This is a genomic window from Cellulomonas sp. T2.31MG-18 (genome assembly GCF_964266755.1).
In the GTDB taxonomy this organism is placed as follows: Bacteria; Actinomycetota; Actinomycetes; order Actinomycetales; family Cellulomonadaceae; genus Cellulomonas.
The window spans coordinates 193,403-217,639 of record NZ_CAXWGW010000001.1 but is presented as its reverse complement, the minus strand read 5'-3'; the positions used below and the strand labels follow the sequence as shown (position 1 = coordinate 217,639).

Sequence of the window (24,237 nt, the reverse complement as noted above, 5' to 3'; positions counted from 1 at the left end):
GCCTTCGCGCCGATCCGGTGAAAGTTGGCCGGTGACGGCGGCTGAGCGGCCCTCGCAGGGGGTGGTCCCCCATACTGCTGTGAGTCCTGGGCGCCCGTTCAGCCCTACCTGGCGCGTCGGGACCGTCCCCGTCGTCGTCCGGAAGGTCCTGCGTTGTCAGCGAGCAGTCGGCGCTCCGCGCCTCCCCGGTCCCGCCGGGGATCCACCCGTCGTCCCGCAGCCGGCCGGTCCGGCCGCGGCGCGGCCACGGGTCGCCGCCGCTTCTTCGACTACCCCCGCTCCACCGTCACCGGCTTCCGGCGCTGGCTGCCGTCCTGGCGCGTCGTGCTCGGCACGCTCCTCGGCCTGGTGTTCGTCGGGCTGGGTGCCGCGGTCGCCGCCTACGCGACGCTCAAGGTCCCGTCCCCGTCCGCCCAGGTGAAGTTCCAGACCTCCACGGTGTACTTCGCCAACAACGCCGACGGGTCGCGCGGCCCGGTGATGGGCACGTTCGCCGACCAGAAGCGCGACATCGTCGACTACTCGACGCTGCCGTCGTACGTCGGCAAGGCCGTGGTCGCCTCGGAGGACCAGACCTTCTACCAGAACGCCGGGGTCGACCCGAAGGGCATCGCCCGCGCCCTGTGGAACAACCTGCGGGGCAACGCGCAGCAGGGCGCCTCGACGCTGACCGAGCAGTACGTGAAGACGTACTACAAGAACCGGACGACGACGAACTACATCGGCAAGGCCGAAGAGGCGATGCTCGCCATCAAGATCGGCCGGACCGAGTCCAAGGACCAGATCCTCGGCCGGTACCTCAACACGATCTACCTCGGCCGCGACTCCTACGGCATCCAGGCCGCCGCCCAGTCGTACTTCGGCGTCGACGCCAAGGACCTCACCGTCTCGCAGGCCGCGCTGCTGGCCGGCATCATCCCGTCGCCCAACAACTGGGACCCGGCCAACGCCCCCGACAAGGCGAAGGCCCGCTGGAACCGCGTGCTGGACTACATGGTCAAGGGCGGGTTCCTCTCCCAGGCCGACCGGGACAAGCAGGAGTTCCCGCAGACGGTCCAGTACAAGCAGTCGAACGCCATGGCGGGCACCAACGGGTACCTGCTGCAGATGGTGCTGGACGAGCTGCAGACGTCGATGAACCTCTCCGTCGGCGACATCAAGACCGGCGGCTACACGATCATCACGACGATCGACCCGGCCGTGCAGAACGAGGCGGTCCGCTCGGCGAACGACCTGTACTCGGGCGCGCTCACCAAGGGTGCGACGCCGAACCCGCGCACCCGGTTGGCGATCGCCTCGGTCAACCAGGCAGACGGCTCGATCGTCGCCCTCTACGGCGGTGCCGACTACTTGAAGGACCAGCGCAACACGGCCACCTACGACGCGATCCAGGCGGGCTCGACGTTCAAGCCCTTCACCCTCATCGCTGCCCTCCAGCAGGGGATAGGGCTCAAGACGACGTTCAACGGCGCGACGCCTCAGGTCATCCCGGGCTGGGACACCCCGGACCACAAGGTCACCAACTTCGGCAACGAGCAGTTCGGTCGGATCGACCTGATCACGGCGACGGCACACTCCGTCAACACTGTCTACGCGCAGCTCAACCTCAAGGTGGGGCCCGCCAAGTCCGCGGACGTCGCCACGCAGGCCGGTGTGACGACCCCCCCGCCGGTGGTCGGCTCCAACGTGCTCGGATCCGGTGACGTCCATCCGCTCGACATGGCAGCGGCGTACTCGACGATCGCCGCCCAGGGGGTCAAGCACACGCCCTTCATCGTCCGGGAGGTGCTGGACCCGACCGGCAAGACGGTCAGCAAGGGCGGCAGCGCCGGGCAGCAGGTCTTCGCGGCCGACGTCACGGCGGACGCCACGTACGCGATGCAGCACGTGGTCACGGACAACGGCGCCACCGGGCACCAGTGGATCAGCCCGCTGAACATCCCGGTCGCAGGCAAGACCGGTACCTCGACGGACAACAAGTCGGCCTGGTTCGACGGCTTCACGACGAGCCTGACGACCGCTGTGGCGATGAGCCAGATCGGCGAGGACAACAAGTCGCAGGAGACCATCACGGCGTTCGGCGGGATCAAGCAGGTCACCGGTGGCGACTGGCCCGCCAAGGTCTGGGCCGACTACATGAAGCCGGTCCTCGCGATGCCGCAGTGGACGCCGAAGTCCGACTTCCCGCAGCCGGCGTGGGTCGGAAACAAGCCGACCGCGACGCCGACGACCGCCCCGACCGACACCGCGACGCCGACGACCGCTCCGACCACCCAGGCGCCCACGACCGTGCAGGTCCCCGGCGGCCTGGTCGGCCACACCGAGGCCGACGCCTCGGGGGCGCTGCAGAACGCCGGCCTCTCCCCGGTGATCGTCACGGCGGCGTCGGACACGGTCCCGTCCGGCCGGGTGATCTCGGCCGCGCCGGGATCCGGCGCGACGGTGCCGGCCGGGTCCTCCGTGACCCTCACGGTGTCCACGGGTCCGGCGGCGCCGCCACCCACGACACCGGCACCGGTGCCGAGCACGTCTGCGACGGCGGGCGGGCCGGCGCCAGCCAAGACGCCGTAGCAGGAGCCACGGCCCGTCGGCTGCGCGGCATACCGAGCCGTCGATACGCGGCAGAGGCGTCGTCCACAGCCCCGGCCCGGGGGCTGCGTGCCGCACGCTACGATGGACCGCTGCCCCGCGTGCTCGTCGTCGTCCTGACGCCTGCCCGGGGGGCGGACGCACAGACCCTCCTGCCACGGACCGACCGTGGCCGCGAAGACCAGAGGAGGTGGGTATGAGCCTGCGTCAGTACGAGATCATGATCATCCTCGACCCCGAGATCGAGGAGCGCACCGTCGCCCCGTCGCTCGACAAGTACCTGACCGTCGTGAAGTCCGACGGCGGCAGCGTCGACAAGGTGGACATCTGGGGCCGCCGTCGTCTCGCGTACGACATCAAGAAGAAGGCCGAGGGCATCTACGCCGTCGTCAACTTCACCGCGAGCGCCGCGACCGCCAAGGAGCTCGACCGCCAGCTGGGCCTCAACGAGGTCGTGCTGCGCACCAAGGTGCTCCGCACCGACGCCTGACCCGTTGTGGGTGCCCGCCGCTAGCGTGCGCCGAAGTCAGTCGACACGAACCTGCGAGGAGCTGGCATGGCCGGTGAGACCACCATCACGGTGATCGGGAACCTGACCGGGGACCCGGAGCTGCGCTTCACCCCGTCCGGGGCCGCGGTCGCGAACTTCACGGTCGCGTCCACCCCCCGCACGTTCGACCGCCAGTCGAACGAGTGGAAGGACGGCGAGACGCTGTTCATGCGCTGCTCGATCTGGCGGGAGGCGGCCGAGTCGGTCGCCGAGTCGCTGACCAAGGGCACGCGCGTCATCGTCGTCGGCCGGCTCGTCCAGCGCTCCTACGAGACCCGTGAGGGCGAGAAGCGCACGGTGGTCGAGCTGCAGGTGGACGAGGTCGGTCCGTCGCTGCGCTACGCCACGGCCAAGGTCACCCGGACCCAGCGGTCCGGCGGTGGCGGAGGCTTCGGTGGTGGTGGTGGTGGCGGTGGCTTCGGCGGCGGCGGCGGCTTCGGCGGTCAGGGTGGTTCCGGTGGCAGCCAGCAGGACGACCCGTGGGCGACGCCCGCGGGCGGGTCGGCCGGCGGCTACTCCGACGAGCCCCCCTTCTGACAGACAACTGATTGATTCCCATCCCCGGGCCGGGCAAGCCCGGGGCTCCGACAGACGAGGAGCACCACGATGGCCAAGCCCGTCGTTCGCAAGCCCAAGAAGAAGCAGAACCCGCTGAAGGCGTCGAAGATCGACGTCGTCGACTACAAGGACACCGCGCTGCTGCGCAAGTTCATCTCCGACCGCGGGAAGATCCGCGCTCGCCGGGTGACCGGGGTGTCCGTCCAGGAGCAGCGGGCGATCGCCCGCGCCGTCAAGAACGCCCGCGAGATGGCCCTGCTGCCGTACTCGTCGTCGGCACGCTGAGGAAGGGGACCGACATGGCGAAGATCATCCTGACCCACGAGGTCACCGGCCTCGGCGCCCCGGGCGACGTGGTCGAGGTCAAGGACGGGTACGCCCGCAACTACCTGATCCCGCGCAGCCTGGCCACGCCGTGGACCACGGGTGCCGAGAAGGACGTCGCGGCCATCCGCAAGGCTCGTAAGGCGCGCGAGATCGCGACGCTGGACGAGGCGAAGGCCACGCGCGACTCGCTGCAGTCCAAGCCGGTGACGGTGGCCGCCAAGGCCGGCGACAGCGGTCGGCTGTTCGGCGCGGTCACCACCGCCGAGATCGCCGCGGCGCTCGTCGCCGCCGGTGCCCCGGCCGTGGACAAGCGCAAGATCGAGATCGCCCAGGCGATCAAGTCGGTCGGCGACTACTCGGTGCAGGTCCGCCTGCACCCGGAGGTGTCCGCCAAGGTGACCGTCAAGGTCGTCAAGGCCTGACGCTCCGCAACGACGCAGAACGCCCCGCCCCCGGGATCCGGGTGGCGGGGCGTTCTGCGTACGTGGCCGGGTGCGGCGGGCTGCCGCCGGGCCGGGCTCAGGCCGAGGTCAGGCGACGCCGAGGTAGGCCTGCTTGACCGCCGGGTCCGCAAGCAGCTCCTTGCCGGCGCCGGACGTCACCACCTCACCGGTCTCCAGGATGTACGCGCGGTGCGACCGGGACAGCGCCTGCTGGGCGTTCTGCTCGACGAGCAGGATCGTCGTCCCGGCCTGGTTGATCTCGGTGACGATCCGGAAGATCTGCTGGATCACCATGGGCGCCAGCCCCATGGACGGCTCGTCGAGCAGCAGCAGCCGGGGGCGGGCCATCAGCGCGCGGCCGATGGCCAGCATCTGCTGCTCACCACCGGACAGCGTGCCGCCCACCTGGTCACGGCGCTCGTGCAGGCGCGGGAACAGCTCGTACACCCGCGCCAGCGTCTCGTCGTGCTCCGCCTTCGTGGGGAACACCCGGGCGTAGGCGCCCATCTCGAGGTTCTCCACCACGGTCATGCCGGGGAACACGCCACGGCCCTCGGGCGCCTGGACGATGCCGGCCAGCACCCGCTCGTGCGCCTTCATCCGGCTGATGTCCTTGCCGTCGAACCACACGGAGCCGCGGGACAGCTGCCGGATGCCGGAGATCGCGCGCATCGTGGTCGTCTTGCCCGCGCCGTTGGCGCCGATCAGCGTGACCAGCTCGCCCTCCTCGACCGTGAGCGAGATGCCGCGCACGGCCTCGATCCGGCCGTAGGAGACCGTGAGGTCCTTCAGCTCAAGCAGTGGCATCGTCGGGAACCCCCAGGTAGGCAGCGATCACGGCCGGGTCGGCGGACACGTCCGCGGGCAGACCGTCGGCGATCTTGCGGCCGAACTCCAGCACCACCACGCGGTCGGTCACGCCCATCACCAGGCGCATGTCGTGCTCGATCAGCAGCACGGTGTAGCCGTCGTCGCGGATCTTGCGGATCAGGTCCATCAGCTGCTGCTTCTCGGCCGGGTTGAAGCCGGCGGCCGGCTCGTCCAGGCAGAGCAGCTTGGGCTCGGTGGCCAGGGCCCGCGCGATCTCCAGCCGGCGCTGGTCGCCGTAGGGGAGGTTGCGGGCCTGCTGCGTGGCGCGCTTGCCGATGCCGACGAACTCCAGCAGCGCCATGCCGCGCTCCAGCGCGTCGCGCTCCTCGGCCCGGTGCCGCTTGGACCGGAACACCGCCCCGGGCACCGAGGTGCGGTGCCGGGCATCGGTGCCGACGATCACGTTCTCCAGCGCCGTCATGTCGGAGAACAGCCGGATGTTCTGGAACGTGCGGGCGATGCCGAGCCGGGTGATCTGGTTCCGCTTGATGGCGCCGATCGGCCGGCCGTCGAACACCACCTGGCCGGAGGTCGGCCGGTAGACACCGGTCATCGTGTTGAAGCAGGTCGTCTTGCCGGCACCGTTGGGGCCGATCAGGCCGAGGATCTCGCCGCGCTTGATCTCGAAGCTCACGGCGTCGAGCGCCGTCAGGCCGCCGAACCGGACGGTGACGGCGTCCATCTGCAGCAGGGAGCCGCCGACCTCGGTGCGGATGGACCGGTCCGGGGCGACCAGCTCGGCGACCAGCTCGGGGTTGGCCAGGTCGGGGTTGACCTCGGCGACGTCGACCGGCACCTCGTCGATCACACCGCCGTCGGGCAGGAACTCCTCGGCGACCGAGTCCTCGGTGACGTACCGGGACTCGGTGCCGCGGTGCTGCTCGGAGTGCTCGGACCCGGCCTCCGGCATCTGCGGGTTGATGCTCATCGGGCCTCCCCCACGGTCTCCTCGGTTCGGTGCGTCAGCGCGGTGGCCGCGCGGCGCGCCGCGGCGTACACGTCACGGCCGTACGTCAGCAGCTTCTGCCGGGCGGGGAACAGACCTTGTGGTCGGAAGATCATCAGCACCATCAGGGCGACGCCGAAGAACAGGTACTTGTAGTTGGCGATCTCGTTGCCGTTGATCGGGATGCCGAACAGGTTGGTGCGCCCGATGAAGAAGTTGGGCAGGTAGACGACGATGAACGCCCCGAGGATCACGCCGAGCTTGTTGCCCTGACCGCCGAGCACCACGGCGCACAGGAAGAGCATCGAGTTGATCACGTTGAACGTGGTCGGCACGACGAACTGCACCTGGCCCGCGTACAGGGCACCGGACAGGCCGCCGATCGAGGCGCCGATCAGGAACGCCCACAGCTTGAACTTGAAGGTGGGTACCCCCATGATCTCGGCCGCGTCCTCGTCCTCCCGGATGGCCACCCAGGCACGGCCGACGCGGGAGCGCTCGAGGTTCCCGACGAGCACCAGCACGACGACGATCAGCACCAGGGAGAGCCAGAACCACGCCGTGCCGGAGTTCACCGGGTGGGCGGTGTTGCCGGCGGAGAACACGCCGGTGGGGCGGGTGCTGCTGGTCCCGACGACGGGGTAGGCGATCCGGGACAGGCCCCGGCCGCCGCCCGTGATGTTCGACAGGTTGTCCGCGAGCAGCCGCACGATCTCGCCGAAGCCCAGGGTGACGATCGCCAGGTAGTCGCCGCGCAGCCGCAGCGTCGGCGAGCCGAGGATCAGGCCGGAGATGGCGGTCAGCGCGACGGCGACCGGCAGCGCGGCGAGCCACGCCCAGTGCGGGTCGAGGCCGTGCACGCGCCACGGGCTGTCCGGGCTGGTGATCAGGCCGACCGTGTAGGCGCCCACGGCGTAGAAGCCGACGTAGCCGAGGTCGAGGAGGCCGGCCTGGCCGACGACGACGTTGAGGCCGATCGCCAGGAGCGCGTACATGCCGAACTGGGCGAGCACCCCGCCGAAGTCGGTCCCGACGGTGGTGAGCACCGGCGGGCGCAGCACGGGCAGCAGGGCGATCAGCACGATCGCCGGGATGCCGACCAGCCACTGGGTCTGCCGCGGCAGGGTGTCCCACCACAGCCGGATGCGGTCGCCGACGCCGAGGTGGGGTGCGGCGGGGGCTGTGACTGTCTCGGTGCTCATGCTCGGGCCCTCCCCAACGACTCACCCAGGATGCCGGTCGGCCGGAACATGAGCACCAGGATCAGCAGCACGAAGGCGACGACGTCGCGCCACTCGGTGCCGAACAGCGCCTGCCCGTACAGCTCCATCACGCCGAGCAGCAGACCGCCGAGCAGTGCGCCGCGCAGGTTGCCGATGCCACCGAGCACGGCGGCGGCGAAGGCCTTGATACCGAGGATGAACCCGCCGGAGTAGAGGATGCCGCTGGGCACCCGCAGCGTGTACAGCAGGCCGGCGGCACCGGCGAGGATGCCGCCCACCAGGAACGTCAGCATGATCACGCGCTCGCGCGAGACGCCCATCAGCGTGGCGGTGACCGGGTCCTGCGCGACGGCACGGATGCCACGGCCGAACTTGGTGGCGTTGATGAACCGGTCGGTGGCGAAGGCCAGCGCGAGGGCGGAGGCGACGATCACCAGCTCGACGTTGTTCACGGTCGCGTTGCCGAAGTGGAACTGGGCGGTCGCCTGGACCAGCCGGATGGGCTGCTGCGCGTTCACGCCGCCGAGGTTGCCGCCGGTCAGCTTGGGCAGCACGAAGTGCACGAACTCCTGCAGCACGAACGACGCGCCGATGGCGGTGATGAGGAAGACGAGCGCCGGGGCCCCGCGTCGGCGCAACGGCCGGTACGCCACGCGCTCGAGGCCCACCGCGGCACCGCCGGCGACCGCCATGCCGCCGACCATCGCGACCAGCAGGTAGACGATCGTCATCAGCGTGCCCTGCTGGTAGGCGTTGCCGCTGGGACTGAAGCCGAGCAGCATCAGCGTCGCGTACTGGCCGAACATGCCGAACATGAAGATCTCGGAGTGCGCGAAGTTGATCAGCCGCAGCACCCCGTAGACCAGCGTGTACCCGACCGCGACCAGGGCGTAGATGGACCCGTAGGTCAGGCCGTCGACGGTGAGGGCCCAGAAGTTGCGGCCCAGGGCTCCGATGTCGAAGGCGCTGACCATGCTTCCGTCGAGGACGTGTCCGCCGGCGAGCAGGAGGACGCTCATGTTGCTCCTAACGAGAACCGCCACGGCACGCGGCCATGACGGGGCGAGCGGGACTGACGACGACGGCCGGGCCCTGGTGGGCCCGGCCGTCGTCCGGGGTCACTTCACCTGGTAGACCCAGGTGCTGGCCGAGGCCAGCTCACCCGTGGAGTCCCACTTGTAGTTCTTGGCCAGCCCGGCGCCGTCGTACGACGAGACGAACTTGACCAGGTCGCCGCGGGCGGTGATGCCCTTGTCGATGCCCTTCAGCATGATCGTGCCGAGGTCGTACGCCTCGACCGAGTAGACGCCGGGGGCGACGGAGAACATCGCCTTGTAGTCGGCCGCGAACTTGTCCGGGGCCGGGCCGCACGGGCAGGTGAGGTAGGCGCCCTTCGACGCGTCACCTGCCTGCTTGACGAACTCGGGGTCGTTGGTGCCGTCACCGGAGGCGAAGGCCGCCGTCACACCGCCCTGACGCAGCTGCGACAGGAGCGGCGCCGCCTCGGCGTAGTAGCCGCCGTAGTACACGGCGTCGGGGGACGCGTCCTTCACCAGCTGCACCGCGGCCGAGAAGTCCTTGTCACCCGTCTTGACCTTGGCGTTGCAGGAGGAGACGGCGACGGAGCCGAGCGTCTTCGCGACGACGGTGGCCAGGCCGATGCCGTAGTCGGAGTCGTCCTGGATCACGCAGACCTTCTTGTAGCCCAGCGTGTCCTTCATGTAGCTGGCGATCGCGCCGCCCTGGGAGTTGTCGTTGCCCAGGCCACGGAAGAAGTTGTTCCAGCCGTTGGTGGTCAGACCGGGGTTGGTCGCGGACGCCGTCAGCGACAGGAGGCCGGCCTGGTTGAAGATGCTGCCGGTCGCCTTGGTCTCGCCGGAGAACGCCGGGCCGAGCAGGCCGATCACCGAGGTGTCCGAGACGATCTGCGGCGCGACCTGGGTGGCCTTCTGCGGGTCGCCCTCGGTGTCGAACTGCTTGACGGTGACCTGGCAGCCGGCGTTCGCCTTGTTGTGCTGGTCGACCGCGAGCTTGAGCCCGTTGAGGATGTTGGTGCCGAGGGCCGCGTTGGGACCCGTCAGGGCGCCGGCCATGCCGATCGAGATGTTGCTGCACTTGGCGCTGCCGTCACCCGCCGGGTCCGCGGGTGTCGAGCCGCCCGCTGCGGCGACCTTCTTGCCGGTCGCGTCCACCTGCACGAGGGGCTGGATGGACAGGCTGCTGGAGGCGGAGCTGCCGCCAGTTGCGCCCGAGGTGCTGCCCCCGCCGCCGCCGCCCGTGCTCTTCGAGGAACAGCCGGCCAGCACGAGGCCGGCGGTCATGACGAGCGCCACGCCCGCGAGCCGCGGTGTCGATCTGCGCATGTGTGCTACCTCCTGGTTGGTCGAGGCACGGCCTCCGTCCCGACCCCTGAGCGTCGGGTTGGCACGCAAGGTAGGCCCGTTGCGTTTCGGTGGAGTTTCCACTTCACACGCAAACGGATCACGAGTCGAGATCCGGAGGGCCACGATGCGATCACGCCCTCGACTCGGGTGACGACGATGGTAGGGGTCAACCGGCCGGGATGCGATGCCTGTTACCGACGCGTCACATCGGACCGCCGCGGCGTCGCAGGTACGTCGGTGCTGGGGACCGGGCTGGGGACGAACCGGACACCCCGCGTCGGTAGGTGTCCGCAGGCTGTCCGCGGTGTGAATCCGAGACCAATTCGTGATGATGGAGATGCGCTCCACAGCCCGTGCACAGCGCTGTCGCAGGTCGCTGACGTGCCGGAAGACCTTCCGGACGGTTGTCCACAAGGCTGTCCACCAACTGTGCACAGCCGCGCCGCCGTGGCTCCACAGGGGGTGTGGACGGCGGTCGTTGAGCGGTCCGTCGGCGGCCGCCTACTCTCGCCCTGGCCCCTCGTGGACGGGGCGTACGTGCGGTCGCAGGGGGCGGTGTCCGTGAGGATGTCGGTGGCGTCCGGTAGAACACACGTTCGAGAGTGCAGGACGACGAGCGGGGTGGAGGACCGGTGACCATCGAGGACCTGGAGTACGGCGTGCCGTCCGCGCGGTCCCACGGCGACTCCGGCGAGCGACGGTACGACCCGGCCGACCGGCTCCCGCCCCAGGACCTGGACGCGGAGCGTTCGGTGCTCGGCGGCATGATGATCAGCAAGGACGCGATCGCCGACGTCATCGAGCAGCTGCGCGGCACCGACTTCTACCGGCCCGCCCACGAGATCGTGTACGAGGCGATCCTCGACCTGTACGGCCGCGGCGAGCCGGCCGACGCCGTTACGGTCGCCGACGAGCTGACCAAGCGCGGCGAGATCGGCCGCATCGGCGGTGCGCCGTACCTGCACACGCTGATCGCCACCGTCCCGACCGCCGCCAACGCGGGCTACTACGCCCGCATCGTGCGGGAGCGGGCCATCCTGCGCCGACTGGTCGAGGCCGGTACCCGGATCACCCAGCTCGGCTACGCCACCGACGGCGGCGACGTCGACGAGCTGGTGAACTCGGCCCAGGCCGAGGTGTACGCCGTCACCGAGCGGCGGGCCAGCGAGGACTTCCTGCCGCTGTCGCAGATCATCGGCGGCACCGTCGACGAGATCGAGGCGGCCGGGCACCGGGGCGAGGGCATGCAGGGGGTGCCGACCGGGTTCGCGGACCTGGACCGGCTGACCAACGGTCTGCACGCCGGCCAGATGATCGTGATCGCCGCTCGGCCGGCAATCGGGAAGGCGCTCGCTCTCGACACCTCGCTTCCCACGCCGACCGGCTGGACGACGATGGGCGACGTGCAGGTCGGCGACCTGCTGCTCGCAGCGGACGGCGCGCCGACGCGGGTGGTGGCCGCCACGGAGGTGATGAGCGGCCGGCCGTGCTACCGCGTGACGTTCGACGACGGATCGACGATCGTCGCGGACGCCTGGCACCAGTGGGCCACGCGCACCCGCGCGGACCGGCGCCGCAGCGACCGCGGCCAACCGGGCATCCGGACGACGGAGGAGCTGGCGGCGACGCTGCGGTGCGCAGTCGCGGACGGCCGGACGAACCACAGCGTGGACACCACGGCGCCGCTGCACCTGCCGGAGGCGGAGCTGCTCGTCGACCCGTACGTGCTGGGGGTGTGGCTGGGGGACGGCAGCGCGGACGGTGCCCGGTTCGTGTCAGCGGACCCCGAGATCGCGATGGAGATCGAGTCGCGCGGGTATGTGGCGACCGCGACAGAGTGGTCGCGGGGTGCGGCGGGGACGCGGGGCTACGGGATCGCGCTGCCTGCCGCTGAGCCGTTCGCGGAGCGGGAGTGCGAGGTCTGCGGCGCGCCGTTCGTCCCGCGGCGGAGCCAGGTGCGCACGTGCGGGCAGTCGTGCGGCGGCCGGGTCAAGGCGCTCTCCGGACCGGTCCCGGTACCCACGTGCCCTGACTGCGGCCAGCCGACGACAGGACTCGTTCGGTGCCAGGTGTGCCGCGACGCGTTCGGCACCGTTCAGGGCCGGCTCCGGACCCTGGGCGTGCTGGGGTCGAAGCACATCCCGGTGCAGTACCTACGTGGCAGCGAGCGGCAGCGCCGGGATCTGCTGGCCGGCCTGCTCGACACCGACGGAACGGTCAACCCGACGGGCAGCGTGCAGCTGACCTTCACGGACGAGCGCCTGGCGGCCGACGCCCGGGAGCTCGTCCACACGCTGGGATACCGCAGCGGACTGTCCATGCGGAGGGTGGCGGGAAGCCGCGAGTCCCGATCGACGGCGTACACGATCACCTTCACCACCGACGACGACGTGTTCCTGCTCGAGCGCAAGCGGCTGGTGCACAAGGACCGGCGGCGGCCCTCGACCCCGCGGCTGACGCAGCGCATGGTCGTCGCGGTCGACCGCGTCGACTCGGTGCCGGTGCGGTGCGTCGAGGTCGAGCACACGGACCACCTGTACCTCGCGGGACCGGCGATGATCCCGACGCACAACTCGACGCTCGGCATCGACATCGCGCGGTCGGCGTCGATTAAGCACAACATGGCGTCGGTCGTGTTCTCGCTCGAGATGAGCCGCAACGAGATCACCATGCGACTGCTGTCGGCAGAGGCGCGTGTTCACCTGCAGAAGATGCGCACCGGTCAGATGGGCGAGGACGACTGGGCCAAGGTCGCGCAGACCATGGGCAAGATCTCCGAGGCGCCGCTGTTCATCGACGACTCCCCCAACATGTCGCTGATGGAGATCCGCGCGAAGTGCCGTCGGCTCAAGCAGCGGCACGACCTCAAGCTGGTGATCATCGACTACCTGCAGCTGATGAGCTCCGGCAAGCGCGTGGAGTCCCGGCAGCAGGAGGTGTCCGAGTTCTCGCGTGCGCTGAAGCTGCTCGCCAAGGAGCTCGAGGTGCCGGTGATCGCCATCTCGCAGCTGAACCGTGGGCCGGAGCAGCGCACCGACAAGAAGCCGCAGATGAGCGACCTACGCGAGTCTGGCTGCCTGACGGAGGACACCCGGATCCTGCGAGCGGACACCGGCGCGGAGACGACCTTGGGCGAGCTCTACGCCCTCGGTTCGCGGGACGTCCCCGTCTGGGCGCTGGACGATCGCCTGCAGTACGTGCGGCGCCACCTGACCCACGTCTTCCCGACCGGGGTCAAGCCCGTGTTCCGGCTCACCCTGGCCTCAGGCAAGCGCGTCACGGCCACCGCGAACCATCCCTTCTTGACCTACGAGGGCTGGACGCCGCTCGAGGAGCTGAGCGTCGGGTCGCGACTCGGCGTGCCCCGTCACGTGCCAGGTCCGGAGCGCACGGCGCACTGGGACGACCGCAAGGTCGTGATGCTGGCGCACCTCCTGGGTGACGGGTCGTTCGTGCGACGCCAGCCGATCCGGTACGCGTCGATCGACGAGGCGAACCTCGCGGCCGTCAGCGATGCCGCTGCAGCCTTCGGCATCACTGCGATCCGCGACGACTACGCGGCGGCGCGCGTGACGACCCTGCGGCTGCCCGCTCCGTACCGGCTCACTCACGGGAAGCGGAACCCGATCGCGGAATGGCTCGACGACTTCGGTCTGTTCGGCGCCCGGAGCCACGAGAAGTTCGTGCCGACCGAGGTCTTCCACCTGCCCAAGCAGCAGATCGCGCTGTTCCTCCGGCACATCTGGGCGACGGATGGGTCCGTCACCGTGAATGCCACCGGTCGCGGTGGCCGGATCTACTACGCGTCGACGTCTCGTCGGCTCGCGGAACAGCTCGGGGTGCTTCTGCTGCGGTTCGGCATCTCGACTCGGTTGCGGACCGTCCGCAAGGCGGGCTACCGCGACGGCTACACCCTCGACGTCTCGGGAGTCGACGACCAGCGACGGTTCCTGCAGGAGATCGGCGTGCACGGCGCCCGCGGACTCCAGGCGCAGCGACTGCTCGAGATCGTCCGGGAGCTGTCCGGCAACCCGAACGTCGACACGGTGCCGCGCGAGGTGTGGGACGACGTGCGCGACATCCTGGTCGAACGCGGGATGACCCACCGGGAGTTCGCCGCGGCGATGGGCACCCAGTTCTGCGGCTCGACCCTGTGGAAGCACGCACCGTCCAGGGCGCGGCTGGGACGGGTGGCCGAGGTGCTGCAGTCGGAGGACCTCGAGATCCTCGCGGTCAACGACCTGCTCTGGGACCAGGTGGTGGCGATCGAACCGCTCGGCGAGCAGCAGGTGTTCGACGCCACGGTGGTCGGTACCCACAACTTCGTCGCCAACGGCATCGCGGTCCACAACAGCATCGAGCAGGACGCCGACATGGTGATCCTGCTGCACCGCGAGGACGCCTATGAGAAGGAGTCACCCCGGGCGGGCGAGGCGGACCTCATCGTCGCGAAGCACCGAAACGGTCCGACGGACACGATCACGGTGGCGTTCCAGGGGCACTACTCGCGCTTCGTCGACATGCAGATGTAGCGGCGGCGGCTCGTCGACATCAAGAAGTAGCGGCGGCGGTCGCGTTGCCGCCGGGCTGACAGCGGGCGGGCTGGCTCAGTCCGCGCGTCCGATCACCTCGGCGATGGACCGAGGCGGGATGCCGGATCCCGGGACGATCATGCTGCGCGGTGCGCGCCACACCGCGTACTCGTGGACGTACTTGCCGGCGACGACAGCGGGGTCGCGGTCGCCGAGCTCCCGCGCCCGGTCGAGCGAGCACACGAAGATGCTGACGCCGTGCAGTCCCTCAGGGCCGGACGCCGGACCTGCCGCGATCAGGTTCCCGGACGCCCACAGGTCGGCGATGTGCGCCAGGTGGGCGTCCTGCAGCTCGCTCTCGCCGTCCTCCGTCAGGACCGGTGGGTTGGGACCCTCCAGGAGCCGGGCCACCACGAACGTGTCGAACTGCATGGGGTCTCCTCCGCGGCACGTATGCACAGAAGCTGCCGGGGGGTGACTCGGCGCCGCATCGACGACGCCGGATCGAGGTCCCGCCCGGACGTGGACCGAGTCTATGAACGCCGGGCGGCGAGGACCCGGCTCGAATTGACCAGGGGTGGGCGGCACCGCACCCTGGGGCACGTGGAGGGTCTCCTCACCGTCGCCGCCACCGCGGCATGAACCCCGGCCCGCTGACCACTGCGTCGGCGCTCAGCTCGTGGCAGGTCGACGCGCCGGCGCTCGTCCTGGTCGTGCTGGCCGGCGCCGGGTACCTCGTCGGCGTCCGGGCCGTTCGGCGCGCAGGCGCGGTGTGGTCGCCGATGCGCTCCATCGCCTTCCTGTCCGGCCTGGTGCTGGTGATCGCCTCGACCTGCTGGTTCGTGGGCGTGTACGCGCACCTGCTGTTCTGGGTGTTCACGCTGCAGGTCTGCCTGCTGCTGCTCGTCGCGCCCCTCCTGCTCGGCGTCGGTGCCCCGGTCGCGCTGGTCGCGGCCGTCCGCGGGCGCGGGCGGGGTGCGCCGGTCGACGACGACGAGCCGCGAGAGTCGCGGCGGCCTCGGGTGCTGCGCGTGCTCGGTGCGCCGGGCGTCGGGCCGCTGCTGCTGATCCTGGTCACGGTGCTGGTGTTCTTCACGCCGCTGCTGGGTGCCGCGCTGCGGCATCCGCCCGTCTTCCACTCCGTCCACCTGATGCTGCTGGCGGCGGGCCTGGTGCTGGCGCTCCCCGTGACGGACGAGGGGATGACGCTCAGCTCCCTCGGCTACGCGGCGCTGATCGGCCTGGGCTTCCTGGAGTTCCTGCTCGATGCCATCCCGGGCATCGCGCTCCGGCTGCACGGCAGCCTGCTGGCCCCGGAGTACTGGTCGGTGCTGCACCGGGGGTGGGGGCCGGCACCGCTGGACGACCAGCACCTGGCCGGCGGCATGCTGTGGTTCTTCGGCGAGGCGGGTGACCTGCCGTTCCTGGTGATCGCGATGATCGCCTGGATCCGCGCCGACGCCCGCGAGGCGGACCGCATCGACCGCGCCCTCGACCTGGTGTCGGCAGAGCCGGCCTCAGCCAGCGCCGGCACGCCTGCCACCGGCACGCCTGCGAGCGGCATCCCGTCGGGCGAGGGCGGCGGTCCGGTCGCCACGGCGGCCCCGGTGCTCGATCGGCCATGGTGGGAGACCGATGCCGGCGTGTTCGGCGAGGAGCGCGCCAGACGGTACGGCTGGACGACGCGGGAGGGGCAGGGCGGCGCCCAGGGCCCGTCCTGAGAACGGGCCGGGTGACGCCGACGGGGCCCGTACCGTCCTGCTGCCCTGGGGTTCCCCAGCTCGTTCCGTGCCGTGACCAGGGATCGACGTGGCAGGCTCGTCGCGGGTCAGGGGGACCGCGAGGGGGCGATGGTGATGGCGGCGTCGGGTCGCACTGCTGGACGGGGTCGTGAGGTTCGGTCGGGCCGTCGGGCCGGGACCACGACGGCGGCTGCGCTGGCCGTCCTCGGGCTCGTCGTCGTCGGGCTCGCCGGGTGCTCGCCGCACCGCCCGACCCCGAAGGCCGAGGCCGACGCGCTCGCCGCTGCGCTGACGTCCGGCGACTTCACGCACGTCGCGCTCGCAGCCGGCGCACCGGACGCCGCCGCGCTGACCGCGGCACGGACCGCCGCGTTCACCGGCCTCGACGGCGCCGACCCCGCCGTGTCGGTCACCTCGGTGTCCGTCGACCCGAAGGACAGCACGAAGGCGACGGCGGGTCTGCACTGGGAGTGGGGCCTGGGCACCGCGAAGCCGTGGACGTACGACGTGACGACGCAGCTGGACCTGGTCGAGGCCGGCGGGACGTCGGCGTGGAAGGCGCAGTGGCGCACCTCCCTGCTCGCCCCGGACCTGGCGGACGGCGAGGTGCTCACGGAGCAGCGGGTGGCGGCCGAGCGCGGCACGGTGCTCGCGGGCAACGGCGACGTGATCATCGCGCAGCGGCCGGTGTGGCGGGTCGGCATCGACAAGACCCACGTGGACGCGTCGGGCCAGGACGCCGCCGCCCGAGCGCTGGCCACGGCCCTCGGCATGGACCCCGCGGCGTACGCCGCGCAGGTCGCGGCGGCCGGCCCCAAGGCGTTCGTCGAGGCGATCACCGTGCGGCAGGGGGATGCGACGTACGACATCGGCGCGCTGCGCAAGCTCGCGGGCGTCAACACCGTGAACGACTCCCTGCCGCTGGCACCGACCCGCCTGTTCGCGCGGCCGATCCTCGGGCAGGTGGGCCAGGCGACCAAGGAGATCGTGGACGGGTCGCACGGCGCGATCGTCGCCGGCGACCTGGCGGGTCTCTCGGGGCTCGAGCGGCAGTACGACGAGCAGCTGCGCGGCAGGCCGGGGCTGACTGTCCTGGCCACGGCCGGTGCGGTGAAGCGACAGCTGTTCCACACCGACGCCGTGGCCGGGGTCCCGCTGCAGACCACGCTCGACGTGCAGCTGCAGACGGTGGCGGAGCAGATCCTCGCGCCGGTGCAGGGCAACGCCGCGCTCGTCGTCCTCCGCCCGTCGACAGGCGAGATCCTGGCGGCGGCCAGCGGACCCAACGGCGACGGGACGTCGACCGCGACCGTCGGTCAGTACGCGCCGGGGTCGACGTTCAAGGTGGCCGGTGCCCTGGCGCTGCTGCGGGCGGGCCTGACCCCGGACAGCACCGTGCCGTGCCCCGGCAAGGCCGTGGTCGACGGCTACACCTTCAACAACGTCTCGGACTACCCGGCGTCGGCCCTCGGTGACATCCCGCTGCGCACCGCCTTCGCGCACTCGTGCAACACCGCCTTCGTCGGCCAGGCCGGGACCGTCGACGCGAACGCCCTGCTCGCGGCGGCGCGCTCCCTGGGCCTCGACCCCGCCCCATCGCTCGGGTTCCCGGCGTTCCTCGCCTCCGTGCCGACGGACTCGACCGGGACGGACCACGCGGCGTCGATGATCGGTCAGGGTCGGGTGCTCGCCTCTCCGTTCGGCATGGCGACGGTGGCGGCGTCGGTCGCGGCCGGCCACACGGTGACGCCGGTGCTGGTCAAGGCCTCGGCGGGCACGGCGACAGCCGGCGCGAACGGTGCAGCCTCGGGTGGGACGAGCCCCTCGGCCTCGGCGTCGTCGTCCGGCGCCGCGGGCGCAGCGGCGCCCAGCCCGTCCTCGTCGGCCACCGAACCCGCGACCCCCGCCAAGCCCCTGACCCAGGAGGAGGCGACCACGTTGCGCACCCTGATGCGCGGGGTGGTCACCGACGGGACGGCGACGATTTTGCGTGACATCCCGGGACCCGAGGTGGACGCCAAGACCGGCACCGCGCAGTTCCAGGGTCCGCAGGGGCTGGCGAACCACGCGTGGATGATCGCGATCCACGGCGACCTCGCCGTCGCCGCCTTCGTCGAGACGGGTGACCTCGGTGCGACGACCGCGGGGCCGCTGGTGCACCAGCTGCTCGTCGCGGCGGGCTGACCGGCGGCCGGACCCTGCAGTTCCGGCAGGGACAGCCGACCCCGGGCCGTCCCTGACCGCCGGCCCGCCGCCGTCGCGGGCTGCGCCGCGGCGGCTACGGGCGGTTGTAGCTGCAGCTTGAGAGGGGCAGCCGCAAGGCGCTGCGCAGCCGTGAGCTGGCGAGGGCCCGCGCGTCGTTCAGCGTCCGGTCCTGCTCGTGGTTCGCCGACAGGTAGCCGGGGTTCTGCGACGCCGTCTCGACGAACGCGTCGTACTGCTCGATCGACGTGATCAGCCCGTCCGCGGCCGGCCGCTGGGACGCGGAGAACGGGATGGTCTTGAGCGCCGCGAGGAACTTCTCGTCACCCTGCAGCTGCAGCACCATCTGGTCCGGCCGGACCTTCATGCCCTGGGACTGGATCGTGTTGCTCATGGCGGACTAGTCGGGGTAGGACGCGTTGACCGCGCGGACGTACGCCGTGGCGGCGGCGGAGGCGCCGAACGGCGCACGCTCCGAACCGCAGGCGGCGTGCTGCTGCCGGACGACGGGCAGCGCGATGGCGCCCATGACGACGACGAAGAGCAGCACGCCGAGCCCGACGAGCCACGGCAGCGCCCGCGAGGAGCGGCGTGGGGGCGGGGACAGGTACGGCCGGTAGGGCTGCCCGTAGCCCTGCGGGTACGGCTGCTGGTACGGCGAACCGTAGGGCGGGTAGCCGGGCTGCGCGGGCGGCTGGTAGGGCTGCTGGGCCGGCGGCTGGTACGGCGAGCCGTACGGCTGCTGCGGCGGCTGGCCGTAGGGCTGGGCGCTCGGCGGCGCGTACGGCTGGGAGCCGGGCGGCGTGAACGGCTGGGAGCTGGGCGGCGTGAACGGCGGCGGGGCCGGCTGGCCGTAGGGCTGCTGGTCAGGGGGCTGGGGCTCGTACGGCCACGTCACGGCGTCACGGTAGGACGGTGGCTGCCGCGGGGGGGCGCGTTCGGCTGTGCAGGCCCCGTCGCGCGGCCTGATTTCATCCGGCGTCGGCGGGCGCCAGGTCCAGACGGAAGTACGCGCTGTGCGGATCGGGCCGGTAGTCGCCGAACGGTCCGCACGGGACGAACCCGGCTCGCGTGTACAGGCGATGGGCCGGTGCGAAGAAGTCGTGCGTACCGGTCTCGAGGTGCACCGTCCGGTAGCCGCGGGCGGTCGCCTCCGCCAGGGCGGTGTCCAGCAGGACGGTGCCGATGCCGCGGCCCCGGGCCGCCGGGGCGGTCCGCATCGACTTCAGCTCGCCGCCGGTCGGGTGCAGCTCCTTGAGGGCGACGGTGCCGAGCAGCGTCCCGTCCGACGTGCGGGCGGTCCAGAACGTCAGCGCCGGCGCCGTCAGCGCCGACGGGTCGAGGGCGTGCACCGACTCGGCCGGTGAGGTGGCGTGCATGTCGTTCAGGTGGTCCTGCAGCAGGGCGACGACGTCGGGGCGCAGCGGGTCGTCCGTCGAGACCGTCACGGAGGTCGGCTGCGCGGTCGGCTCGGCGGTCCGGTCGTCGTGCTGGGCGAGATCCATCCGACCATCCTGCAGGGCACCAGTGGCCCATCCGCAACCGGGCAGACGGCTGACCGGACGAGCCGGTCTGGTCCGGACGAGCGGGCCGGTCCGGCTGTCGTCCGACCCGGCGAGACGGGTCCGCCTCGCGCTCAGCCGCGCTGCCGGCCCTCGAGGAACCCGCGCGCCAGCACGTGCCCGGCCAAGTGCGGCACCAGGTGCCGGACGGCGGTGGCGTGCGAGTCACCCGCCGCACGCTCGCCCTCCGTCCGGACGGTGGCGGCCGCCAGCAGCTCCTCGGGCACGGCCGTGTCCAGGGCGAACAGGTGGAAGCCGTACCGGTGGTCGCCGTGACCGGGCAGCGGGCGCGGGCCGTGGTAGCCGGTGCGGCCACGCCGGTCCGGCAGCCAGCGGATGCCCGGCCGGCCCGGCACCAGCTCGCCCTCGGTCACTCCGGTCAGCTCGGCAGGGAGCAGGGCGGCGAGGTGGATCCCCGGCTCGGTGAAGGGGACGTCGACGTCCTCCATCACCAGCAGCAGCTCCGCGGTGCCCGCGGGGACCGGCGCCCAGCGCAGCTCCGGCGAGAGGTTGGCTCCGCGTCCGAGGCCGGAGTGCCGGCGGTCGATCACGCCGCCGTGCGGGAACGCCGGGCTGGTCAGCTCGATCGTCGTCGTGCTGGCGAGCTCCGGGGTGTGGCGCAGGCTGCGAGTGGGTCCTGGCCGGCGGCCGCGCAGCGCGATGCCGAGCGGCCATAGCCAGAGGTCGCGATGGGGCACAGGGTCCTCCGGTGGGGGGCGGGGCTGCTGGGCAGGCTGTGGGCGGGTCGGACGCGTGCAGCGGTCAGGAGTCGGCGATGCGTTCCAGCACCGCGGCGGCGCGAGAGAGCACGGCCCGCTCGTCGTCGGTCAGCTCGGCGAGGCGGCCGTTGAGCCAACCGACCCGCTGGGCGCGGACCTCGCTGGCCAGGCGGTCACCCTCGGCGGTCAGGGAGAACAGGACGCGCCGGCCGTCGTGCGGGTCGCGCCCCCGGACCGCGAGGCCGCCCGCCGTGAGGCGGTTCACCGTCTGGCTCATGGAACCGGGCGTGACGTGCGCCCGGTCGCTGAGCTCGGACAGGGAGAGCGGACCGGCCTTGAGCAGCTGCGTCAGCGCGAAGACCGCCGCGTCGCCGATCTCGCCGTGCGCCCGTTCGGAGCGGAACCGGCTGTAGAGGTGGGCGACCGCGGCGCGCACGCGCCCGCTGAGCTCGGAGATCGCCTCGGGGGCGGGCTCGGGGGTCATCTCGGGGACGGCGTCGGTCGCTCGGTCTCGCACAATCGCTTAGTATACCGAAAGAGATGCTGAGTAGTACGAAACATCGGTCCGTGCGCATGCCGGGACCGCGAGCACCTGGGGGTGTGATGACCAGGACGGACGAGCCGCACGGGCCCGACCAGCGCCAGCCCCGTGACCAGCGCCAGCCCCGTGACCAGCGCCAGCCCGACGAGCAGCGCCAGCCTGACGAGGAGCGCCGGCCGGACCGGCCGGTCACGCCCGCGCAGCGGTCGAACCCGTTCGGCTGGCGGTTCAGCCTGCCGCTGCTGCTCGGCTCGACGCTGAACCCGATCAACAGCTCGATGATCGCCGTCGGCCTGGTCTCGATCGCTGCCGACTTCCGCACCGGCCCCGCCGCGACGGCGTCGCTGGTCTCGGTGCTCTACCTGTGCAGCGCCGTGATGCAGCCGACCATGGGCAAGCTGTCCACCCTGTTCGGCCCTCGGCGGGTGTTCCAGGCCGGGGTCGCGGTGCTGCTGATCGGCGGGACCGTCGGAGGCCTGGCCCCGAACCTGGGCGTGCTGCTCCTCTCGCGCGCGCTGATCGGCGTCGGCACCTCGGCGTGCTACCCGACGGCGATGGCTCTGGTCCGCCGTCGCGCGAGGACGACCGGTGCCGGGGTGCCGAGCCGGGTGCTCGGCAGCTTCTCGATCGCGGCGCAGATCACCGTGGTGATCGGCCTGCCGCTCGGGGGTGTGCTGGCCGGCTCGTTCGGGTGGCGGGCGCTGTTCTGGGTCAACGTGCCGCTCGCGGCGCTGGTGATCGCGTTCGCGGCGGTCGCGGTGGAGCGGGACGACCAGCTGCCGCGACGCGGTGCGGCGGCGACCGTGGCGGCGCTGGACCTGCCCGGCATCGCGCTCTTCGCCGGCACGGTGGTGGCGCTGCTCGTCTTCCTCGGCGACCTGTCCCGGCCGCGGTGGTGGCTGCTCGCCGTGGCCGTCGTGCTCGGGGTCCTGCTCGTCGTCCGCGAGCGCCGCACCGCCACGCCCCTGCTCGACGTGGTGCTGCTGGCCCGCGACCGGCCGCTGCAGCGGACCTACGGCCGGCAGCTGCTCGCCGGGCTCGGCATGTACACGGCGCTGTACGGAGCCAGCCAGTGGCTCGAGGCCGCCGGCGGGTACGCGCCGGCGCAGGTGGGGCTGATCATGCTGCCGCTGTCCCTCGCCAGCATCGGCGCCGCACGGCTGGTGTCCACCCGCGGCTGGGTGCGCGGCCCGCTGGTGGTCGGCGCCGTGATGCTGATCGCCAGCGGGGCGGTGATGCAGGTGGTGCGCGGGCGCTCGCCGATCGTCCTGCTGGTCGCCATGTCGGTGCTGTTCGGCCTGTCCAGCGGCTTCAGCAACGTGTCGAACCAGACGGCGCTGTACGTCCAGACGGCCGACGCCGATATCGCCACCGCGTCGGGCCTGTCCCGCACGTTCGCCTACGTCGGCGCCATCTTCAGCTCCAGCCTGATCGGGCTGACCTTCGGCCCCCGGGTGTCCGACCACGGCTTCCACCTGCTCGGCTGGGCGGTGGTGGGCATCGGCACCGCATCGCTCCTGCTCACGGGCCTGGACCGGGCGATCCCCGGCCGGGTCGCGGTGCGCCGGCCCACCGCCTGACCGGCGGTTGTCCCGGTCCGTCGACCCCGACAGACTTGCCGTACCGGGCCCGCACGGACCCGGTGGGCGGCCCGCCGCGAGCGGGTGCGGACGAGGGACGACGACGATGGCACGCAGCAGCAAGCCCAAGCGGGTCGGCATCCTCACCGCCGGTGGCGACAGCCCCGGCCTCAACGCGGCGATCCGCGGGTTCGGCAAGACCGCCATCGGCCACTACGGCATGGAGCTGATCGGGTTCCGCGACGGCATCACCGGCCTGGTGGAGAACCACTGGGTGGACCTGGACGCCCATGCGCTGTCCGGCATCCTCACCGTCGGCGGCACCATCCTGGGCACCAGCCGCGACAAGGTGCACCGGATGGTGGTCGACGGCGAGACGCGGGACATGGTGCCGACCGTCGTGGAGAACTACGCGGCGCTGGGCCTCGACGCCCTGATCATGCTGGGCGGCGGCGGCACGGCGAAGAACGCGATGCGCCTGGTCGACGCGGGGCTCAACGTGCTGCACCTGCCGAAGACCATCGACAACGACATCGCCTGCACCGACACCTCGTTCGGGTTCGCCACCGCGATGGAGATCGCCACGGACGCCCTGGACCGGGTGCACAGCACGGCCCACAGCCACCACCGGATCATCCTCACGGAGATCATGGGCCACCGCGCCGGCTGGCTGACCCTCGGTGCCGGGCTGGCGGGCGGCGCCGACGTGATCCTGATCCCGGAGATCCCGTACACGGTCGACGCGATCGCGCAGACGATCAAGACGAGGACGGCGCGCGGCTCCAACTTCTCGGTGGTGGCCGTCGCGGAGGGTGCTCGGGACGTCGACGACACCGCCGACTACCAGGCGGCGCTGCTGCTGGCGCGGTCCGCCAAGACCGGCGAGGCGCAGCGCGCCGCCCAGGCTCATCTGGCCCACGTCGAGGACGCCCAGCGTGAGCACACCTTCCGGCTGGCCCGCGAGCTGGAGGCCGCCACCGGCCTGGAGTCGCGCGTGACGATCCTCGGCTACGTGCAGCGTGGCGGCACGCCGTGCGCCGCGGACCGCCTGCTGGCCACCCGGCTGGGGGCGGCCGCAGCCGACCTGGTGGCCAACGGGGAGTTCGGCGTGATGGTGGCCGCACGCGGCGAGGGGACCGAGGCGGTGCCGCTCTCCGAGGTGGCCGGCAAGGTCAAGCTGGTGCCGACGGACCACGCGTGGATCGCGGCGGCGAGGCAGGTGGGGACGGGGCTCGGGGACTGACGAGGGACTGACTGGGGACCGACTGGGGACTGACGCCGGTCACGGCACTCCCCTCGGACCTGGCGGAGTTGTCCCGGCAACATCCGCAGGACCTGCACATCTGCTGTCCTACGGTGGTCGGTGGCGCTGTCTCCAGGGGCCTCCGGTGGGGGCCGGTGCAGGTTCCGGCCCCGGGGTGAGACGGCGTGCCCCGCGCCTCGGTCCTGAGGTGCTCCCGAGCACGTGA

At 71.7% G+C, this 24,237-nt stretch carries 21 protein-coding genes; 10 read left to right on the top strand and 11 right to left on the bottom strand.

What is annotated here, in order from left to right; translation table 11 throughout:
- Positions 1–153: 153 nt before the first annotated feature.
- The 5 genes from ACFQTY_RS00990 (at position 154) to rplI (ending at position 4,446) form a co-directional block, all read left to right on the top strand.
- Entirely contained in the window at positions 154–2,571 is a 2,418-nt protein-coding gene (locus ACFQTY_RS00990; protein WP_378095984.1) for a transglycosylase domain-containing protein, read from the top strand.
- A gap of 214 nt (positions 2,572–2,785) precedes the next feature.
- Complete coding sequence (gene rpsF / locus ACFQTY_RS00985; protein WP_291760311.1) at positions 2,786–3,079, top strand: 30S ribosomal protein S6; 294 nt, start codon at positions 2,786–2,788, stop codon at positions 3,077–3,079.
- 66 nt (positions 3,080–3,145) lie between these two features.
- The gene (locus ACFQTY_RS00980; protein WP_378095980.1) at positions 3,146–3,676 is read left to right on the top strand and encodes a single-stranded DNA-binding protein; all 531 of its coding nucleotides are present in this window, start codon (positions 3,146–3,148) and stop codon (positions 3,674–3,676) included.
- A gap of 69 nt (positions 3,677–3,745) precedes the next feature.
- A complete protein-coding gene (rpsR, locus tag ACFQTY_RS00975) occupies positions 3,746–3,982 on the top strand; it encodes a 30S ribosomal protein S18 (protein WP_263731870.1) in 237 nt (78 codons plus the stop codon).
- 14 nt (positions 3,983–3,996) lie between these two features.
- Complete coding sequence (gene rplI / locus ACFQTY_RS00970) at positions 3,997–4,446, top strand: 50S ribosomal protein L9 (RefSeq protein WP_378095977.1); 450 nt, start codon at positions 3,997–3,999, stop codon at positions 4,444–4,446.
- A 108-nt stretch (positions 4,447–4,554) separates the two neighbouring features.
- Here the strand turns inward: rplI and ACFQTY_RS00965 are convergent, their stop codons facing one another.
- The 5 genes from ACFQTY_RS00965 to ACFQTY_RS00945 form a co-directional block, all read right to left on the bottom strand.
- Positions 4,555–5,274: an ABC transporter ATP-binding protein gene (locus tag ACFQTY_RS00965; protein ID WP_291760320.1), complete on the bottom strand. Its 720-nt coding sequence runs from the start codon at positions 5,272–5,274 to the stop codon at positions 4,555–4,557.
- Positions 5,261–6,265: an ABC transporter ATP-binding protein gene (locus ACFQTY_RS00960; RefSeq protein ID WP_378095974.1), complete on the bottom strand. Its 1,005-nt coding sequence runs from the start codon at positions 6,263–6,265 to the stop codon at positions 5,261–5,263. The genes ACFQTY_RS00965 and ACFQTY_RS00960 overlap by 14 nt, the downstream gene beginning before the upstream one ends.
- Positions 6,262–7,485, bottom strand: coding sequence for a branched-chain amino acid ABC transporter permease (locus tag ACFQTY_RS00955; protein ID WP_378095971.1), 1,224 nt, complete (start codon positions 7,483–7,485; stop codon positions 6,262–6,264). The genes ACFQTY_RS00960 and ACFQTY_RS00955 overlap by 4 nt, the downstream gene beginning before the upstream one ends.
- Positions 7,482–8,525: a branched-chain amino acid ABC transporter permease gene (locus ACFQTY_RS00950; protein ID WP_378095969.1), complete on the bottom strand. Its 1,044-nt coding sequence runs from the start codon at positions 8,523–8,525 to the stop codon at positions 7,482–7,484. Before ACFQTY_RS00950 ends, ACFQTY_RS00955 begins: the two co-directional genes overlap by 4 nt.
- Positions 8,526–8,624: 99 nt before the next feature.
- Positions 8,625–9,869 (bottom strand): branched-chain amino acid ABC transporter substrate-binding protein, encoded by a 1,245-nt coding sequence (locus ACFQTY_RS00945; RefSeq protein WP_378095966.1) that lies wholly within the window; start codon positions 9,867–9,869, stop codon positions 8,625–8,627.
- A 653-nt stretch (positions 9,870–10,522) separates the two neighbouring features.
- Between ACFQTY_RS00945 and ACFQTY_RS00940 the strand changes: the two genes are divergently transcribed.
- Positions 10,523–14,422: a replicative DNA helicase gene (locus ACFQTY_RS00940; RefSeq protein ID WP_378095963.1), complete on the top strand. Its 3,900-nt coding sequence runs from the start codon at positions 10,523–10,525 to the stop codon at positions 14,420–14,422.
- A gap of 75 nt (positions 14,423–14,497) precedes the next feature.
- Here the strand turns inward: ACFQTY_RS00940 and ACFQTY_RS00935 are convergent, their stop codons facing one another.
- The gene (locus ACFQTY_RS00935; RefSeq protein WP_378095960.1) at positions 14,498–14,854 is read right to left on the bottom strand and encodes a YciI family protein; all 357 of its coding nucleotides are present in this window, start codon (positions 14,852–14,854) and stop codon (positions 14,498–14,500) included.
- Positions 14,855–15,060: 206 nt separating this feature from the next.
- Here ACFQTY_RS00935 and ACFQTY_RS00930 point away from each other — a divergent pair, with 206 nt between their 5' ends.
- On the top strand, positions 15,061–16,143 hold the full coding sequence (locus ACFQTY_RS00930; protein WP_378095957.1) for a cytochrome c oxidase assembly protein: 1,083 nt from the start codon (positions 15,061–15,063) through the stop codon (positions 16,141–16,143).
- Positions 16,144–16,215: 72 nt separating this feature from the next.
- Positions 16,216–18,348: a penicillin-binding transpeptidase domain-containing protein gene (locus ACFQTY_RS00925; RefSeq protein WP_378095954.1), complete on the top strand. Its 2,133-nt coding sequence runs from the start codon at positions 16,216–16,218 to the stop codon at positions 18,346–18,348.
- A gap of 94 nt (positions 18,349–18,442) precedes the next feature.
- Here ACFQTY_RS00925 and ACFQTY_RS00920 read toward each other — a convergent pair whose 3' ends face one another.
- The 5 genes from ACFQTY_RS00920 to ACFQTY_RS00900 form a co-directional block, all read right to left on the bottom strand.
- On the bottom strand, positions 18,443–18,760 hold the full coding sequence (locus ACFQTY_RS00920; RefSeq protein ID WP_378095951.1) for a hypothetical protein: 318 nt from the start codon (positions 18,758–18,760) through the stop codon (positions 18,443–18,445).
- A 6-nt stretch (positions 18,761–18,766) separates the two neighbouring features.
- Positions 18,767–19,264, bottom strand: a complete 498-nt coding sequence (locus ACFQTY_RS00915; protein WP_378095949.1) for a hypothetical protein — start codon at positions 19,262–19,264, stop codon at positions 18,767–18,769.
- A gap of 73 nt (positions 19,265–19,337) precedes the next feature.
- Complete coding sequence (locus tag ACFQTY_RS00910) at positions 19,338–19,871, bottom strand: GNAT family N-acetyltransferase (protein WP_378095946.1); 534 nt, start codon at positions 19,869–19,871, stop codon at positions 19,338–19,340.
- Positions 19,872–20,002: 131 nt separating this feature from the next.
- Positions 20,003–20,626, bottom strand: a complete 624-nt coding sequence (locus ACFQTY_RS00905; protein WP_378095943.1) for a YbhB/YbcL family Raf kinase inhibitor-like protein — start codon at positions 20,624–20,626, stop codon at positions 20,003–20,005.
- A 64-nt stretch (positions 20,627–20,690) separates the two neighbouring features.
- Complete coding sequence (locus ACFQTY_RS00900; RefSeq protein WP_378095940.1) at positions 20,691–21,164, bottom strand: MarR family winged helix-turn-helix transcriptional regulator; 474 nt, start codon at positions 21,162–21,164, stop codon at positions 20,691–20,693.
- Positions 21,165–21,250: 86 nt separating this feature from the next.
- On the opposite strand from ACFQTY_RS00900, the gene ACFQTY_RS00895 reads away from it, so the two are divergent.
- Both ACFQTY_RS00895 and ACFQTY_RS00890 read left to right on the top strand, forming a co-directional pair.
- A complete protein-coding gene (locus ACFQTY_RS00895; RefSeq protein ID WP_378095937.1) occupies positions 21,251–22,768 on the top strand; it encodes an MFS transporter in 1,518 nt (505 codons plus the stop codon).
- 106 nt (positions 22,769–22,874) lie between these two features.
- Complete coding sequence (locus ACFQTY_RS00890) at positions 22,875–24,011, top strand: 6-phosphofructokinase (protein ID WP_337974098.1); 1,137 nt, start codon at positions 22,875–22,877, stop codon at positions 24,009–24,011.
- Positions 24,012–24,237: the final 226 nt, after the last annotated feature.

Coding starts and splice junctions, on each gene's coding strand:
- rpsF (WP_291760311.1), top strand. CDS start 2,786: ATGAGCCTGCGTCAGTACGAGATCATGATCATCCTCGACCCCGAGATC.
- ACFQTY_RS00980 (WP_378095980.1), top strand. CDS start 3,146: ATGGCCGGTGAGACCACCATCACGGTGATCGGGAACCTGACCGGGGAC.
- rpsR (WP_263731870.1), top strand. CDS start 3,746: ATGGCCAAGCCCGTCGTTCGCAAGCCCAAGAAGAAGCAGAACCCGCTG.
- rplI (WP_378095977.1), top strand. CDS start 3,997: ATGGCGAAGATCATCCTGACCCACGAGGTCACCGGCCTCGGCGCCCCG.
- ACFQTY_RS00965 (WP_291760320.1), bottom strand. CDS start 5,274: ATGCCACTGCTTGAGCTGAAGGACCTCACGGTCTCCTACGGCCGGATC.
- ACFQTY_RS00960 (WP_378095974.1), bottom strand. CDS start 6,265: ATGAGCATCAACCCGCAGATGCCGGAGGCCGGGTCCGAGCACTCCGAG.
- ACFQTY_RS00955 (WP_378095971.1), bottom strand. CDS start 7,485: ATGAGCACCGAGACAGTCACAGCCCCCGCCGCACCCCACCTCGGCGTC.
- ACFQTY_RS00950 (WP_378095969.1), bottom strand. CDS start 8,525: ATGAGCGTCCTCCTGCTCGCCGGCGGACACGTCCTCGACGGAAGCATG.
- ACFQTY_RS00945 (WP_378095966.1), bottom strand. CDS start 9,869: ATGCGCAGATCGACACCGCGGCTCGCGGGCGTGGCGCTCGTCATGACC.
- ACFQTY_RS00935 (WP_378095960.1), bottom strand. CDS start 14,854: ATGCAGTTCGACACGTTCGTGGTGGCCCGGCTCCTGGAGGGTCCCAAC.
- ACFQTY_RS00930 (WP_378095957.1), top strand. CDS start 15,061: ATGAACCCCGGCCCGCTGACCACTGCGTCGGCGCTCAGCTCGTGGCAG.
- ACFQTY_RS00920 (WP_378095951.1), bottom strand. CDS start 18,760: ATGAGCAACACGATCCAGTCCCAGGGCATGAAGGTCCGGCCGGACCAG.
- ACFQTY_RS00910 (WP_378095946.1), bottom strand. CDS start 19,871: ATGGATCTCGCCCAGCACGACGACCGGACCGCCGAGCCGACCGCGCAG.
- ACFQTY_RS00895 (WP_378095937.1), top strand. CDS start 21,251: ATGACCAGGACGGACGAGCCGCACGGGCCCGACCAGCGCCAGCCCCGT.
- ACFQTY_RS00890 (WP_337974098.1), top strand. CDS start 22,875: ATGGCACGCAGCAGCAAGCCCAAGCGGGTCGGCATCCTCACCGCCGGT.